The following is a 16271-nucleotide window of genomic DNA, read 5'->3' as shown; positions in this document are numbered from 1 at the left end:
GCAGGCATTTCCGACGACGGTCCGGGCTGGTGCGGGGTGGCAGGATGGACGGGTGCGCCACTTCGACCTCGTCATCATCGGTTCCGGCTCGGGCAACTCCCTGATCGACGAGTCGCTGGACGGCCAGCGGGTGGCCCTGGTCGACAAGGGCATCTTCGGCGGCACCTGCCTCAACGTCGGGTGCATCCCCACCAAGATGTACGTCCACCCCGCCAACCTGGCCTCCACGCCGGAGCGCGCGGCCCGGCTCGGGGTCGGGTTGCGTCGGGAGTCGGTGGACTGGGTGGGCATCCGCGACCGCATCTTCACCCGCATCGACGCCATCTCCAGCGGCGGTGAGGACTGGCGCCGCCGGGCCGACAACGTCACCCTCTACCGCGAGCGCGGCCGTTTCACCGGCGAGCGCACCTTCGTGGTCGGGGACGAGGAGATCACCGCCGACCGCTTCGTGGTCGCCGCCGGCAGCCGCCCGGTCGTCCCGGACGTCCCCGGCGTGGAGCAGGAGTGGTTCGAGCACGGCGCCACCACCCGGCCGGCCTGGGCCCACACCTCCGACACCGTGATGCGCATCGACGCGCTGCCGGCGTCGATGGTCATCGTGGGCGGCGGTTTCGTGGCCGCCGAGTTCGCCCACGTGTTCGCCTCCTTCGGGGTCGACGTCACCATCGTGCTGCGCTCGGACCGCATGCTGCGCGAGGAGGACGCCGACGTGTCCGCCCGGTTCACCGACCTGATGGCCCGACGGGTGCGGCTGGTGCGGGGCACCACGGTGGCGGAGGTACGGGCCGAGGCGGACGGCTCCGGGGCGACCGTGGTCGGTGAGGACGGCTCCACCCACCACGGCGACCTGGTGCTCTTCGCCACCGGCCGCGTCCCCAACGGCGACACCCTCGACCTGCCGAAGGCGGGCATCGGGGTCGACGACGCCGGGCGGGTGGTGGTCGACGCCTACCAGCGCACCACCGCCGAGGGCGTCTTCGCCCTGGGCGACGTCAGCAACCGCTGGCAGCTCAAGCACGTGGCCAACGCCGAGATGCGGGTGGTCAAGCACAACCTGGCCCACCCCGACGCGATGATCCGCTCCGACCACCGCTTCGTCCCGCACGCGGTGTTCTCCGAGCCGCAGGTGGCCTCGGTCGGGCTCACCGAGCAGGAGGCCCGCGACGCCGGTCTCGACGTCGTCACCGCCCACCAGGACTACGGCTCGATCGCCTACGGCTGGGCGATGGAGGACGACACCCACTTCGCCAAGCTGGTGGCCGAGCGGGGGACCGGTCGGCTGCTGGGCGCCCACATCATCGGCCCCGAGGCCTCGGTGCTGATCCAGCCGCTGATCCAGGCGATGTCCTTCGGGCTCGGGGCCCGGGAGATGGCGACGGGGCAGTACTGGATCCACCCGGCCATGACCGAGCTGGTCGAGAACGCCCTGCTGGCCCTCGACCTCTGACGGCGCGCGCCCCCGCGGAGGTCAGAGGATCGTCGAGGTCGCCTGCGCGCGTCCGTCCCCGCCCCGCGCGGCGGTAGCGTGCTCCCGGGCGACCGCCCGCCGGAGCCGTGGCCCCGCTCGCACCGCAGGAGGAGGAACGCACGTGCCCCTGGTGGACAACTGCGTCTACGTCGACGGTCGCCGGACCGAGAACCCGGCGAGCCTGGACGAGACCTTCGAGCTGCTGCACGAGCGCCGCGGGATGGCTTGGATCGGCCTGTTCCGTCCCAGCCCCGCGGAGCTGGACTCGGTGGCCCGCGAGTTCGACCTGCACCCGCTGGCGGTGGAGGACGCGGGCAAGGGCCACCAGCGGCCCAAGGTGGAGCGCTACGGCGACACCCTCTTCGTGGTGCTGCGTCCGGCCTGGTACGTCGACGAGACCGAGACCGTGGAGTTCGGGGAGGTGCACGTCTTCATCGGCCCCTCCTTCGTGGTCACGGTGCGCCACGCCACGCGCCCGGACCTGGCCCCGGTCCGCAGCCGTCTGGAGTCGTCCCCCGACCTGCTGGCCATGGGTCCGGAGGCCGTGCTCTACACGGTGCTGGACGAGGTGGTCGACGGCTACGCCCCCGTCGTGGCGGGCCTGGAGAACGACATCGACGAGATCGAGGACCAGCTCTTCGCCAACGACCCCGACGTCTCCCGCCGCATCTACCAGCTGCTCAGCGAGGTGATCGGCTTCCAGCGCGCCACCACGCCGCTGTTCGCGGTGCTCGAGGGGCTGCTGCGGGGTGCGGAGAAGTACCAGGTGCACGAGGAGCTGCAGCGCTCGCTGCGTGACGTGCTGGACCACGCGCTGCGGGTCACCGAGCGGGCCGACGCCTTCCGGACCCTGCTGCAGAACGCCCTGACCGTGCACTCCACCCTGGTCACCCAGCAGCAGAACGACGAGATGCGTCGACTGTCCGAGGCCGGGCTGGCCCAGAACGAGGAGACCCGCCGGCTGTCGGAGACCTCGCTGCGCCAGGGTGAGGAGGTCAAGAAGATCTCCGCCTGGGCGGCCATCCTGTTCGCGCCCACCCTGATCGCCTCGGTCTACGGGATGAACTTCGACCACATGCCCGAGCTGGCCTGGCGGGCCGGGTACCCGCTGGCGGTGGGTGGGATGGTGCTGATGGCCCTCGTCCTCTACGCGGTGTTCCGCCGCAAGGGCTGGCTGTGAACGCGCGTCAGCCGGCGGGCGACTGAGCCAGCAGGAGGGTCGTCTGCCGGGCCGCCTGGCGGATGCCGCCGCGCTCGTCGAGCCAGCCGCCCGCCAGCCCGATGACCGGCAGCTTGGCCAGGGCCCGCGGCAGCAGACCGCCGCGGGGTCGCTCGTCGAGGAGGCCCTGCAGGTCCCAGAGCGTGCGGGCCAGCCGCCACACCGTCCGGGCCGCCCGCCGGGCGCCACCACGCAGGCCGTCTCCCGGGTCCTCGGCCGGCTCCCCGGCACCCTCGTCCTCGGCGGCCAGCTGCTGCTCCGACTCCGAGCTCGTCGGCACCGAGCTCCCCTGGGAGGAGAGGTCGCGGTCGAACAGCACCGCACCGAGCAGCGGGACCCACTCGGCCGGGTCGCTCCGCCCGTGCTCGCGGGCGGTCGCGCACACGGCCAGCCCGGCGGCGGAGGCGCCGAGGGCCGCCTGCAGCGGCACCCGGTCGGCCAGCGCCCCGGCCAGCCGGGGCGCGGCTGCCGCCAGCCCGGCGCTGACCCCGATCCGGGTCACCCACCAGTCGACCCGCTGCTGCACGGGGAGGTCGGACCAGCGGGGCGAGCTCGGGGTGGTCTCGCCGAAGGCCCGGTCCCGGAGCGCGTCGAGCACCCGGGCGGGGAACCTCGCGGTCGGAGGCGGGTCGTCGTCCAGGCCGAGCCAGCGGCGGGGGTCCCCGATCACCTGGTCCACCATCCCGCTGTAGATGCCGAGCGCTCGGGTGAGCTGCTCGTCGGAGACGTAGGAGGACTGGGCCATGGTGCATGCTCCTTCGGGCCGCTCACCGGGCAGGCGGCGCCCACGCATCGTAGGCGGTGGTCCGCCGGACCCGGTCGGGGACCCGTCGAGGCGTCCCGTCAGACGCGGCGCGGCTGGAACGAGTGCGCGTGCGGGCGGGAGCGGGCCGAGCGGTGGTCGGCGAAGCGGGCCATCTCGTCGATGAACACCGCCGACCAGTGCCGCCAGTCGTGCTCGCGCAGCGCCAGCTCGTGACCCCGGGCGCCCATCTGGTCCGCGGCCTCCTGGTCGGCGGCCAGCTGGACCACGGCGTCCACCACCGCGGCCGGGTCGGCGTAGGGGACGACCACGCCGACCTCGTGCTCGGTCACCAGCCGGGCCGCCAGGGGCAGCGGGGTGGTGATCACCGGCACGCCGAGGGCGCAGTACTCCACCACCTTGGTGGGCAGGCTCAGGTGGTAGTTGGGGACGTCGCTCAGCAGGGCCAGCCCGGCCAGCGCCCCGCTGACCCGGTCCAGGGCCTGGTCGCTGGGGAGGTAGCCGTGCCAGATCAGGTCACCGGCCTCCTGGGCCGACAGCAGCGCCCTCTCGGTGGAGGCGTCGTGGGCCCCGCCGATGACCTCCAGCTGGATGCTGCCGCCGGTGCGCTCGCGGAGGCCGGCGCCGATGGCCGGGAGCAGGTCACCACCGCGGACGGAGGTCACCGAGCCGAGGTACAGCACGCGCCGGGTGGTGCTGGGTCGACGTCCTTCGGGGACCGTGACCGAGTTGAGCACGACGGGGTGGCGGCGCCGGAACCGCTTCTGGTAGCTGCGTTCGGCCAGGATCAACGAGCGGTTCTCCTCGGCCCACCGCTCGACCCGGCGCCAGCCGCGGCTGGCCGGTCCGCGCAGCGGTCCGGGCATCCAGGCCTTGACCCCCAGGGCGGCCGCGGGGTCCTCGTGGACGTCCCAGACCAGGTGCGGGAGGTCCAGGCCGATCGCGGCCAGCAGCAGCTCGGGGTCGTGCACCAGCACCACGTCGTGCTCGGCCCCGCGGTCGCGCAGGAGACGTCGCGCGGTCAGCGCCGCCCGGGCCCGGTGGCGCGCGCGGGCGCGTGGGACGTCGACCAGCTCCAGCCGGGCCGCGTCCTCGGGGGCCAGGTCGTCGACCGACACCTCGGCGATCTGGCTGAAGGGGGCCGCGTAGGTGACCCGCCAGCCGGCGGCGAGCAGGGCGCGGATCTGCCGGAACCAGATCCGCGCGTCCCGGGGGTCGTGCACCACGGTGACCACCAGGATGGACTGGTGCTCGCCGTGGCCGCTGCTCGGAGTCATCTCGTGCCGCTGTGTCTCAGAGCCGCTCGACGGTGTCGCTGCGCTGCATGACGCCACGGGTGTCCAGCACGCGCGTCCCGCTGCCCGCCAGGGCGCTCAGGTCGAAGTCGCGGTGGTCCTGCAGCAGCACGCACAGGTCGGCCTCGCCGGCTGCGGTGAGCAGGTCCTCGGTGGCGGCGGGGACGTCGACGCCGTTGGGGCTCCAGCTCCGCACGTACGGGTCGTGGTAGCGCAGGTCGGCGCCCCGGCTGTGCAGCACCTTGGCCAGCGGGGTGGCCGGGGACTCCCGGGTGTCGGCGATGTTCGGCTTGTAGGTGACCCCGAGCAGGAGCACCTTCGCCCCGCGCAGGGCCCGGCCGTCCTCGTTCAGGGCGTCCTGGATGCGACGAGCCACGTAGGAGGGCATCGTCGCGTTGATCTCCTGGGCCAGCTCCACGAACCGGAACGGGTAGCCCAGGCGGGCCTGGACGTTGTGGGAGAGGTAGTTCGGGTCGATCGGGATGCAGTGGCCGCCGACGCCGGGACCGGGGCGGAAGGCCTGGAAGCCGAAGGGCTTGGTGGCCGCGGCGTCGATGACGTCCCAGAGGTCGATCTCGAGCTCGTGGCAGAACCGCGCCATCTCGTTGACCAGGGCGATGTTGATGTGGCGGTAGGTGTTCTCCAGCAGCTTGGCCATCTCGGCCTCGCGGGTGCCCTTGGTGGGGACCACGGTGTCGACGAAGGAGCCGTAGAAGCGTGAGGCCGCCTCGGTGCAGGCGGGGGTGTGGCCGCCGACGACCTTGGGGGTGTTCTTCGGGCCGAACTTCTGGTTGCCCGGGTCGATCCGCTCGGGGGAGAACGCCAGGTGGAAGTCCACGCCCGCGGTCAGCCCGTCGGCCTCGAGCAGGGGGCGGACCTCCTCGTCGGTGGTGCCGGGGTAGGTGGTGGACTCCAGCACCACGAGCATCCCGGGGTGCAGGTTCTGCGCGACGCTGGCGGTGGCCGCGAGCACCGGGCCGAGGTCGGGTCCGCCGTCCTTGGAGAGCGGGGTCGGCACGCAGATCACCACGACGTCGCACTCGGCGAGCTGGGTGAAGTCGGTCGAGGCGCGGTAGCCCTGCGAGATCATCTCCGCGATGTCGGCGTCGGACAGGTCGTCGACGTGGCTCCGGCCCTCGTTCAGGGCGGAGGTGATCCGCTCGCTGATGTCCAGGCCGAGGACGGTGTGACCAGCCCGGCTCGCCTCGTGGGCGAGCGGCAGACCGACGTAGCCCTGGCCGATGATGGCGATCCGGTCGCCCATGGGTGGTGCTCCTCGCGGTTCGTCCCGACGTACGGGGGTATGTCTCCGGAGGGCCCGCCCGGGCTGCTCCAGGCGTACCGGGCCATCGGGGACGCCGGTACACGCAGCACCTTAGAGGGGAAGAGACCCTCCAGCCAGTCGACTCACGGCAGCGCGCGCAACTGGGCCAGCAGCACGGTGTCGACGCCGTCGGCGGGGACCCGGATCCAGGTGGCCACCCCGAACACGTCCTGGATCGAGGACAGCCGCTGGGCCAGGTAGTCGCCCCAGCCCTCGGCGGCTCCGTAGGCCTCCCAGCCGTCGGCGGGGACCACCAGCTCGGCGACGTAGGAGTAGCGCCGGGTGGCGGCGAAGGCGGGCTGGTCGAGGACGAAGAGGGGGCGGAAGGACGCCGTCAGCAGCTGCTCCTCGGCGACCACGTCGACCAGCTCGCGGACCTGGTCAGGGGTCAGGTCGAAGGCGATCACGCCGACCACCGGCAGGCTCTCGGTGCCGACGCCGTCCAGCAGGGAGCCTGCGGTGATGTCGCTGCTGGGAGCGCCCTGGCGGCGGTTGGTGCGGCGCACCGCCCAGATCCGGTGGGCCACGGTGCGCAGGGCCTTGTTGCGCCGCAGCGCCGGCACCAGGGCACGGCGCAGCCGCGGGTAGCCGGGGACCTTGCGGGCCACGCGGGCGGCGCGACGCAGGGGGTCGAGGTCACTCATGACGTCCTCACCTGGGATGCGAGCTGGACCAGCAGGTCGGCGGCGGCGGGCGCGCCGTTGCCGGGGTCGGCGGCGACCGCGCGGGCGGCCATCTCGGGACCGCGCTCGAGCAGCTCGGCCAGCAGCGGGGTCGCGGTGGCCGGCGTCAGGCTGGGGAGCTCGTGGGACCAGCCCTGCTGCGCCGCCCAGCGCGAGCGCGCCTCGGTGTCGTCCAGGGCGGTGCCGGTGTTCGGCACGAACAGGGTGGGGACACCGAAGCGCAGGAACTCGTGGAAGGAGTTGTAGCCGGTGGCGCTGACCGCGACGTCGAACGCCCGGAAGTGCCGTGACAGCGGGAAGTGCCGGACCACGTGCACGTCGTCGGGGACCGAGCTCGCGGCGGCGATCTGGGTCTGGGTGACGCAGGCGTCGACCCCGAGCGAGCGCAGGGCGGCGACCGCGGCCCCGACGTCGCCGCTGGTGTCGTTGATGTTCCCCGCGCCGAGGGAGACCAGGGCGAGCGGTCCCTCGGCCGGCAGCCCGAGGACCTCGCGGGCCTCGGCACGACCGGTGAGGTCGGTGGGGTCGAGCAGGGTGACCGGTCCGACGCGGGAGGCCGGGGCCTCCCGGGTGGCGCCCCGGTCCAGCGGGTCGGCCAGGTCCCCGGGCTCGATCACCAGGTCGAACCAGTCGGCCTTGGCCAGCTGCTCGGCGTTCTTGTGGGCCCGCCAGAGCCCCCGTCGCGACCACACCCACCGCGGGCCCGGGTGGCGCTCGCGCACCACCGGGATCCCGTCGTAGGGCCAGGTGCCGTCGAAGACGACCACCGCCGGGTCGATGCGGGCGATGGTCTCGCTGACCCGGTCGGCGAAGAGCGGGTGCCAGCGCCGCGGCGCCATCCCGGTGGCGCCGGTGGAGGGCAGGTACTCGTAGGGGTAGCCGAAGGAGCCGACCACGCCGACGGCCTGGGAGAGGGAGAGGACGTGCGGCTCCAGCGACGGCTCGGCCCGCCGGGCGTAGGACAGCAGCCGGGTCAGGTGCCCCATGCCGGCGCCGTTGCTGCTGATCAGCAGCAGCCGCGGACGGTGGGACGACGAGGAGGTGTCGACCGGGGCCGGGTCGGCCTCGTTGGACGAGGTGGGGACGACAGGGACGACCGGGGCCTCGGCGTCGGGGACGGCCGGCCGGTCGATGAAGGTGGTGATCCGCTGCACGTGGGCCTCGCGGCCAAAACGCTCCCGGGTCAGGGCGGAGGCCCGTTCGGCCACCCTCTCCCACTCGGCGCGGTCGGCGCGCAAGCGGGCGATGGTGGCGCGGACGTCCTCGGGTTCGGCATAGACCGCCGCCTCGCCGAAGAGCTCCCGGAAGTGCGGCGGCAGGATGGCCGGGACCCCGCTGGCCATGGCCTCCAGGATCGTGCGCCCGAACGCCTCCACCCACTGCGGGTCGTGGTAGTAGACGAAGAAGTCCAGTCCGGCCAGGAAGTTCTTGGCCGGGAGGGCGCCGAAGGGCAGGACCTGCCAGGAGTCCGGCAGCGCCTGGCCCAGCACCCGAGCGGCCGGTTCCGCGCCGCCGAGGACGGCGACCCGGACACTGCCGTCGACCGGGTAGACGGCCTCGAGGATGTGCCGGTCACGCGGCCACTTCTGCGGGGAGTTGCGGCTGTGCCGGCCGATCACCGCGACGTCGGCGGCCCACCCGTCGCGGGTCACCGCCCAGGCGTCGACGTCAATGATGTTGACCCAGTCCTCGGCGAGCATCGAGCCGGCCGGGACCTCCTCGCGGATCGACTCGCGCACCTGGGGGCCGATCGGGGCCCACACCGGCGCGACCCCGAAGTGCTCGAGGGCGATGGCGTGCACCCGCTGGGGCGTGTAGTGGCGGTGGCCGTCGATGTCGAGGGGGGCGGCGTTGGCCACCACCACGACGTGCTCGGTGCTGATCGGCGGCAGCTGCTCGGCGGCGTGCTCGAGAACCGCGGGGTGCCGCACCACCACGACGCCGGCCCGCACCGGGTCCCGGCCGATCAGCAGCCGGGCGTTGCCGGCGCGCACCTGGGCGCGGATCAGTGGGTTGACCTCGCGGACCTTGGAGACCAGCGGCCCGTTGAGGTGGACCAGACCGGTCGTCCAGCCCGCGGTCGCCTGGGCCTGGATCTCCTCGGCGACGCTGTGGGAGGTGCCGCCGGGGAAGCGGAGGTCGGAGATGTCGAGGACGTCCACGTCGCGGGGGGAATCGGTCGTGGGCGGGGGGAGGGTCACAGGGCGGAATGTAGCAATCCCCGGTGCGCTGCCCTACATTTCGGTGCGACTGTGCTGGCCCGCCCCCCTGGTGCCCCCACCGACGGCCGCCCGGTCAGGACGGAGAGCATCGTGCGGCGCTGGACTCGGCGGCAGTGGGTTCTGATCGCGGCGTCGGTCGTGCTGTGGCTGGTCGGCATCGCGGCCTGCCTGCTGACCGCCTGGCCCGTAGCCGGTGCGGCGTTGGCCACCCTGGTCCTGCTCGTCGCGCTGGCCGTGGTCGACTCCGGGTCCGAGGACGCGCGGCTGCTGGCGAAGGTGAACGTGCTGACCAAGCGCGCCGACCGCACCCTGGAGCAGGTGGACGGGCTGGAGGAGCGGCTGGCCCGGCAGATGCGCTCGGCCCGGCGCGCCGTCGAGGACGCGGGGACACAGAGCCTGGACGAGATCTCGACGTTCAAGCTGCAGCTGGCAGCGGTCATCCAGCAGCTAGTGGAGATCAACCAGGCGAGTCGTGCGATGAACATCGACGCCATCGACGAGCGGCTGTCCCTGCTGCGGGACGGTCTCGACGAGGCGCTGCGGCGAAGCGCCTCTGGGGTGGTCGATGTCGTGGAACGCGTGGCGTCGGAGCGTGGTGCCGGAGAGGGCCGTCAGGCGAAAGATCTCGACGCGCTCAAGGCGACCACCCGACAGCTGCACTCCGACATCGTCGCCACGCGGCGGGACGTGAACCGGGTTTCCTACGAACCGGCCAAGGAGGTGGAGGCCATGCTGCAGCTGACCCGCAGGTACGAGCCCAAGGACGTCCTGCCACTGGCTGGTGGCTGGGCCATGAGCTCGTCGGGGATCCTGATGCTGACCGAGATGGTCCGCGACCGCCGACCGGCCCTGGTGGTCGAGTGCGGCAGCGGCGCCTCGACCCTGTGGCTCGGGTACGCGTTGAGGGCCCAGGGGTACGGCAAGGTGGTCGCCCTCGAGCACGAGGAGAGCTACGCGGCCCAGGTGCGGGCGCTGGTGGCGCGCCACGACCTGCAGGACTGGGTCACCGTGCTGCACGCACCTCTGCAGGAGCGGGACGTGGAGGGGGAGACGCACCGCTGGTACAGCGCCGACCAGACCGACGGCCTGGGTCCGATCGACATCCTGGTCGTGGACGGTCCGCCGCAGGCCGTCGGCCCCTGGAGCAGGTACCCGGCGCTGCCGCTGCTGGAGTCGCGACTCCGGGCCGACGCAGTGCTGGTCATCGACGACGCAGCCCGCGACGACGAGAAGGCCGTGGTCCAGCGCTGGAAGGAGCGGCGGGACACGGTCACCCAGCTCCCCTTCACCTCGCGGTACCAGGCGGTGCTGACCGGGGTCGGACGCCTGCAGGAGAGCTGAGCCACGGTGCAGAACCACATCCCGGTCGACGAGGCCTGGCCGCGCTCCCTGCTGGACGACCACGCGGACCTCGCTCGTGCGGTCCCGCAGCGACGACTCGAACGCACGGTGCTGCGAACGGAGTCGACAGCCGGCCGACGGCTCATGGTGCACCTGGCCACCGGCGGGCAGCTGTCGGCGGCTGAGGTCTTCGACCCGGTGTCCTGTGGGACCGAGGAGTGGGCGGAACGCATCCTCGCCGTCGACGTCGACTGGCGAGCCCTCGGCGGAGTGGCCTACGTGACAGCTCTGCAGGGCGCCATCGTCGAGGACCGCGACCTGGCTGACAGCGTGCGCGAGGACCGGCGCCTGGCTCTGGCTCTCTTCGACGTGATCCGGCGCAGCGGTGAGCTGGGGCGCCTCACCCGGGCCCAGGGGCTGCTGTACCTGGACCTGCTGACCACCATGGGTACCCGCGCCCAGGTCGAGTCGGTGATCGAGGAGTCGCGCCTGGAGAGCGAGGCGGTCGCCGCCCACCGGCTGGACCTGGCGAACCCCCTGCTGCATCCGGAGTCGACGTGGCCGGAGTGGCTGGACCGGCTGGAGGAGTTCGTGCCTGCGGACCTCAAGCCCTTGAGCATCCTCCCCGGGGACGGCGTGCTGTTCGACCGGCTCTGGTCGCCGTCGCGGCCCAGGCCGGCCGGGCCCCTGGTGACCGTGGTGGTGTCGGTCTACAACCCTGGGGTCCACCTGCTCTCCGCTATCGACTCCCTGCTCCGTCAGTCGCACCAGGAGCTGGAGATCATCGTGGTCGACGACGGGTCTCCTGAGGACTGCCAGGACGTGCTGCAGCAGGTGGCCGTCAGGGACCCTCGCATCCGACTCGTCCGCCTCCCGGTGAACGCGGGGACGTACCGCTGCCGCAACTACGCCATCGGCCTCGCCCGGGGCACGTACGTCACCTTCCACGACGACGACGACTGGGCCCACCCGGAGCGGATCGCCTACCAGGTGGCGGGGCTGGAGGGGGCGCCGGACGTGGTGGCCAACCTCACCCGTTGCATCAGGGCGACCGAGCACCTGAGCTTCATCCGGGCCGGCTACCACGGCACCCGGCTCAACGCGTCATCGTTGATGTTCGACCGCCGGCGGGTCACCGCCCGGATGGGGTTCTTCGACGCCGTGCGCAAGGGCGGGGACTCCGAGTACGCCATGCGGATCGCCGCGACCTTCGGCCCGGAGAGCGTCCTCGCCGACCCCGCTGTGATGGCTGTCGTGAGGGTGGGTCAGGAGAGTCTGTCGACCGGCGATTTCCGCCCGGGGTGGAGGCACGCCTCGCGGTGGAGCTACCGCTTCTTCTTCGAGCGCTACCACGAGAGGATCCGCACCGGGTCGGCGAGTCCCCTCATCGCCTCCATGGACCCGGTCGAACGGTCTCATCCCGCGCCGCAGGCGATCGCCTACAAGCCTGCCCGCACCCGTCACCTCGACGTCGTCGTCGTGGGTGACTGGCGTGACTGGGGCGGGGCCCGGAACCGGTCGATGCTCGCCGAGGTGGAGGCCTTGGTCGATGCCGGCCTCCGCGTCGGGATCACGCACCTGGAGCTCTTCCGCCTCCTCTACGACAAGGAGGTGACACCGGCCTCGGCCGCGCTCGAGCTGGTCGAGCAGGGAAAGGTCGAGTGGCTGCTCCTTGACGAACCCGCCGACGTCCAGAGGGTGAGGGTGTGGGGCGGGGACGTGCTGCAGTTCGCCCCTCTGCGCCGTAGCGCCTGGGACGTGGAGCAGGTCGAGGTGGTGGCCAACACGACACCGGTCGAGCTCGATGGCAGGGACCACCGTCACGTCCCCGCCTACTGCGCCGCCGCGGCCGAGACGCTGTTCGGTCGACGGGCCACGTGGTTCCCGGTGAGCCCGGTGGTGCGACGGTCGCTGGATGGACTGCTCCCGCAGGGCGAGATGAGCACCTCAGACCTTCCGCCGGTCGTGGCGCTGGGCCCGGACCGAGAGGGTCGGGACCTGCCGGCCTGGGCGGAGCTGGTGGTGGGCCGCCACTCCGCCGACGTCCTCAGCAAGTTCCCAGCAGCCTCGGAGCTGCTCCAGGCCTACGCCTTCCCCGGGCCGGTGCGGATGCTCGGAGCGACTCGCTCGGTGCGGAGCCTCCTGGGCGAGGCCGTGCCCGACCACTGGTCACTGGTGGAGACAGGGTCGATCGAGGTCGAGGACTTCCTGGCTGGCCTCGACGTCTTCGTCTACCTCGATGACGACGACGCCACCGAAGCCTTCGCGCGACCGGTCGCTGAGGCGATGGCCGCAGGGCTCCTGGTCGTCACCGCTCCCAGGTTCCGCGAGCTCTACGGCCCCGGCGCGGTCTACGCCGACAGCACGGACGTGGTGGCCACGGTTCAGCGGATGCACGACGACCCGGCCGCCTGGGCTGCGCAAAGGGATGCGTCCCGCCGGGTGGTCGAGGAGCGATTCGGCGCCGCGGCCGTCGTGGCGGCGTCGCTGGCCACGGCCTGATCCGACCTGTTCGGCCTGTCCGGTGGACGGCCCATTGTCACGCAGCCGGGTGCCGCCTAGCGTCAGGCCATGTCCTCCTTGCGCGGCGTCCCCCGCCACCGTGTGCCCCTCATCCTCCTCGCCGCCGCCGTGGTCGGGGCCGTCGTCCTGACCGGCGCCCTCGTGCCTGCCACCGCCTCCCCGACCCGCCCTGCCGCCCCCCAGGTCACCGTCCAGACGGTGGCCGGCGGGCTGACCAACCCGTGGGGTATCGCGTTCCTCCCCGACCGCACCCCGATCTGGACCGAACGCGGAGGTGCGATCAAGGTCAAGGTGGGCAGCGCGGCCCCCCGGACGCTGACCGCCAACCTCACGGGCCTCTTCGTCGGCAGCGAGACCGGGCTGATGGGTGTCGCGGTCGACCCGCGCTTCGCCACCAACCGCTACTTCTACGTCTGCATGGGCTACCAGGAGGGCGGACGTCCCGTCGACATCCGTGTGCTGCGGTTCCGGCTGAACGCCTCGGTCACCGGTGCCGCACGAGACGGTGGCGCGATGCTGCGCGGCATCCCGATCAGCAGCGGCCGCCACGGTGGCTGCCAGCTCGCCTTCACCCCCGACGGCACGCTGCGCGTCGGCACCGGGGACGCGGCGGTCGGCACCACCCCGCAGAACCTGTCGTCGCTCGGGGGCAAGACGCTCCGCCTCCACCCCGACGGCCGGGTCCCCACCGACAACCCGTTCTACTCCCGGGGTGGGAACGCCCGGTACGTGTGGACGTACGGCCACCGCAACGTGCAGGGCCTCGCCGTGCGACCCAACGGCAGCGGGGACATCTGGTCCGCCGAGCACGGTCCCGACCGCGACGACGAGGTGAACCGCCTGCAGCGCGGCGGCAACTACGGGTGGAACCCCGTCCCGGGATACAACGAGTCCGTGCCGATGACGGACCGCAACCGCTACCCGAACGCGGTGCCGGCACGTTGGTCCTCCGGCACCCCGACGGTCGCCACCAGCGGCCTGGCCTTCCTCTACGGCTCCGGATGGGGACGCTGGGACGGAGCGCTCGCCGTGGCCGAGCTCAAGGGCCAGGGGGTCCGGGTGCTGACCCTGGACTCCTCCCGCCGGGTGGTGCGGACCGAGCAGATGCCGGGGCTGGACAACACCTTCGGCCGGATCCGCGGGCTGGCCGTGGCACCGGACGGGGCGCTCTACCTCACCACGTCCAACGGCTCGGGCGACCGCATCCTCAGGGTCGCCCGCCAGGCGCCGTGAGGTGCGGGCGGGGCCACCGTGGCCCCGCCCACCCCGGGGCCCGGTCGGGCAGCTGGGGACCTAGCCGTCGACCACGCCCTGGCGCACCAGATCGGCGTCCAGGAATGGTGACAGGCTGCGGCTGTACGTGGCGGTCAGGTGGTGGCTGTCGCGGAAGGTGATGACGCCGCCGATGACCGGGGAGCAGGTCGCGCGCGGGCAGATCCAGTCGTTCAGGTCCACGAGGTGGGCCGCTGGGGCGAGCCGGGCTGCCACCGCCTGCTCGGCACCGGAGGCTGTGAGGGCCTCGTCGCGGTCCGCGGCGCAGCCGGCCGGGTCCGACGGGTTCACCGCCAGGCACTCGGGGACGTCGATGCCCACCCACGGCGTGTTGGCCAGCGCCACGACGTCGACCCCGGCGTCGGTGAGGACGGTCCAGCTGCGGGCGTAGGAGCGGGCCAGTGCCTCGTCGGCAGCCGCCCCGGTCAGGGTCCCGCCGTCCTCCTGCATCGTGTACCGGTTGCTGCCGCTGGTGAAGACGATGCCGTAACCGCCTGTCGTCAGCACCTCCGACACCTCCTCGTTCCACCCCGAGCAGGACGTGTAGGGGGCAGCGGGGTCGCCGATCAGCACGTCCACGTCGAAGAAGGAGCAGGCGGACTTGGTGTAGGTGTCCAGCTGCCAACCCCGCGCCACGGCGACCGCCTCCAGGGCTGGCTGCCACTGGGCGGCGTGGGAGTCACCCACCAGGGCGACCTTGGTCGCGGCGCCCGGCACCCCGTAGGTGCACGAGACGGGCTCGGTCTGCTCCTGGTCCTGGTGGCACCCGTCGGTGTAGACGGCTGAGTTGTCGTCGACGGCCCGGGTGACGTCGGGGGTGGTCGGTCCCAGCCGGGCCGGTGCCTCACCGGCAGGTGAGGTGGTGGGCTCCTCACCCAGGGCGAGCGCACCGAGCGCCTCCCCGGCGGGGACCGCCGCCGACCGCTCCGTGCGGCGGTCGAGGTCGAGCTGGAGGGCGACGGCCCCGGCCACGGGCACCAGGGTGCAGGTGAGGAGGGTGGCCAGCACCACCGGCCCGCGCAGGAACTGCCGGGCGCCGTGGACAGGGCGCTCGACCACGACGTGGGTCAGCCAGGCGGGGACGACGGAGGTGCAGACCAGCAGCACTCCCACCACCCACCAGAGCCGGCCGTCCTCGCCGGCGAAGACGGCGGTGCCCACGACCACCAGAGGCCAGTGCCACAGGTAGAGGGAGTAGGAGAGGTCTCCGACCTGACGCATCGGGCGCCAGGTGAGGAACCAGCCGGCGCCACCGGCGCCACCGGCGTGGGGGCGTGACCCGGCGGCCAGCACGGCCACCGTGGAGAGCACGGGCAGCAGGGCGGCCAGACCAGGGAAGGGTGTGGCCGAGGTGTACACCAGGGCCGACACCGCGATGCCGCCGAGCCCTAGCCACCCGAGGCCCCTGGCCAGCGATGCGGGCAGCCCCCGCAGTCGGTGCAGCACGAGCACGAGGAACGCCCCGGCGGCCAGCTCCCACAGCCTGGTGGTGGTGACGAAGTACGCCTGGGCCGGTGAGCTGGCGGTGTGGTGGGCCGACCACCACAACGAGGGCACCGCGATCAGGGCGAGCCCCACGGCCAGGGCCCGCCGCAGCGTCCAGCCGAGACGCCGGTGCAGCGCCACCACCGCGATCACGACCAGTGGCCAGACGACGTAGAACTGCTCCTCCACGGCCAGGGACCAGAAGTGCTGGACCGGGCTGCTCGCCTGCTCCGAAGCCAGGTAGTCCACGCTCTGGGCGGCGAGCCGCCAGTTCACGACGTACAGGGCGGAGGCGACGACGTCGCGCAGCACCGACTCCCACCGGGTGACCGGCAGGGCCACCGCGGTGAGCACGACGGTGCCCACCAGGACGACGGCGGTGGCCGGGAGCAGACGGCGGATCCGTCGTGCGTAGAACCGGCGGAGGTCCAACCGACCGGTCCGCTCCACCTCCCGCACGACCAGCCCCGTGATCAGGAACCCGGAGATGACGAAGAAGACGTCGACCCCGACGAAACCGCCACGCACACCCGGAACCCCGGCGTGGTACGCGAGCACCAGCAGGACCGCCACGGCGCGCAGCCCCTGGATGTCGTCGCGGTGGTGGGCCGGGACGGTCTGGTCGGCAGCGGTGGGTTCGGCCGTCACCCGACCGGCAGCCCTGGTTGCGAGCCCG

Annotated in this window: 11 protein-coding genes; 5 read left to right on the top strand and 6 right to left on the bottom strand. The window is 72.8% G+C overall.

Annotated elements, in window-relative coordinates; all coding sequences use genetic code 11:
- Nucleotides 1-52 precede the first annotated feature (52 nt).
- Both BLT52_RS00150 and BLT52_RS00145 read left to right on the top strand, forming a co-directional pair.
- The gene (locus BLT52_RS00150; protein ID WP_090589482.1) at nucleotides 53-1447 is read left to right on the top strand and encodes a mycothione reductase; all 1395 of its coding nucleotides are present in this window, start codon (nucleotides 53-55) and stop codon (nucleotides 1445-1447) included.
- 142 nt (nucleotides 1448-1589) lie between these two features.
- Nucleotides 1590-2648, top strand: a complete 1059-nt coding sequence (locus BLT52_RS00145) for a magnesium and cobalt transport protein CorA (RefSeq protein ID WP_090589480.1) — start codon at nucleotides 1590-1592, stop codon at nucleotides 2646-2648.
- Between the two features lie 7 nt (nucleotides 2649-2655).
- On the opposite strand, the gene BLT52_RS00140 is transcribed toward BLT52_RS00145, so the two are convergent.
- The 5 genes from BLT52_RS00140 to BLT52_RS21615 form a co-directional block, all read right to left on the bottom strand.
- Nucleotides 2656-3432 carry a hypothetical protein gene (locus BLT52_RS00140; RefSeq protein ID WP_090589477.1) on the bottom strand — a complete coding sequence of 259 codons (777 nt, stop codon included), beginning with the start codon at nucleotides 3430-3432 and terminating at the stop codon, nucleotides 2656-2658.
- Between the two features lie 98 nt (nucleotides 3433-3530).
- A complete protein-coding gene (locus BLT52_RS00135; protein ID WP_090589476.1) occupies nucleotides 3531-4727 on the bottom strand; it encodes a glycosyltransferase in 1197 nt (398 codons plus the stop codon).
- 16 nt (nucleotides 4728-4743) lie between these two features.
- Entirely contained in the window at nucleotides 4744-6009 is a 1266-nt protein-coding gene (locus BLT52_RS00130; protein WP_090589473.1) for a nucleotide sugar dehydrogenase, read from the bottom strand.
- 143 nt (nucleotides 6010-6152) lie between these two features.
- A complete protein-coding gene (locus tag BLT52_RS00125) occupies nucleotides 6153-6713 on the bottom strand; it encodes a hypothetical protein (protein ID WP_090589472.1) in 561 nt (186 codons plus the stop codon).
- Complete coding sequence (locus tag BLT52_RS21615; protein WP_157676888.1) at nucleotides 6710-8953, bottom strand: glycosyltransferase family protein; 2244 nt, start codon at nucleotides 8951-8953, stop codon at nucleotides 6710-6712. The genes BLT52_RS00125 and BLT52_RS21615 overlap by 4 nt, the downstream gene beginning before the upstream one ends.
- 111 nt (nucleotides 8954-9064) lie before the next feature.
- On the opposite strand from BLT52_RS21615, the gene BLT52_RS00115 reads away from it, so the two are divergent.
- From BLT52_RS00115 to BLT52_RS00105, 3 genes are all read left to right on the top strand, one after another.
- Nucleotides 9065-10315, top strand: a complete 1251-nt coding sequence (locus BLT52_RS00115; RefSeq protein ID WP_090589467.1) for a class I SAM-dependent methyltransferase — start codon at nucleotides 9065-9067, stop codon at nucleotides 10313-10315.
- A gap of 6 nt (nucleotides 10316-10321) precedes the next feature.
- On the top strand, nucleotides 10322-12817 hold the full coding sequence (locus tag BLT52_RS00110; protein WP_090589465.1) for a glycosyltransferase: 2496 nt from the start codon (nucleotides 10322-10324) through the stop codon (nucleotides 12815-12817).
- A gap of 69 nt (nucleotides 12818-12886) precedes the next feature.
- The gene (locus BLT52_RS00105; protein WP_090589463.1) at nucleotides 12887-14071 is read left to right on the top strand and encodes a PQQ-dependent sugar dehydrogenase; all 1185 of its coding nucleotides are present in this window, start codon (nucleotides 12887-12889) and stop codon (nucleotides 14069-14071) included.
- A 60-nt stretch (nucleotides 14072-14131) separates the two neighbouring features.
- Here the strand turns inward: BLT52_RS00105 and BLT52_RS00100 are convergent, their stop codons facing one another.
- The gene (locus BLT52_RS00100) at nucleotides 14132-16243 is read right to left on the bottom strand and encodes an acyltransferase family protein (RefSeq protein WP_157676887.1); all 2112 of its coding nucleotides are present in this window, start codon (nucleotides 16241-16243) and stop codon (nucleotides 14132-14134) included.
- Between the last annotated feature and the right edge of the window lie 28 nt (nucleotides 16244-16271).

It is taken from the genome of Auraticoccus monumenti, from assembly GCF_900101785.1.
GTDB classification, from domain to species: Bacteria; Actinomycetota; Actinomycetes; order Propionibacteriales; family Propionibacteriaceae; genus Auraticoccus; species Auraticoccus monumenti.
This window is presented reverse-complemented; position numbering and strand designations above follow the sequence as displayed.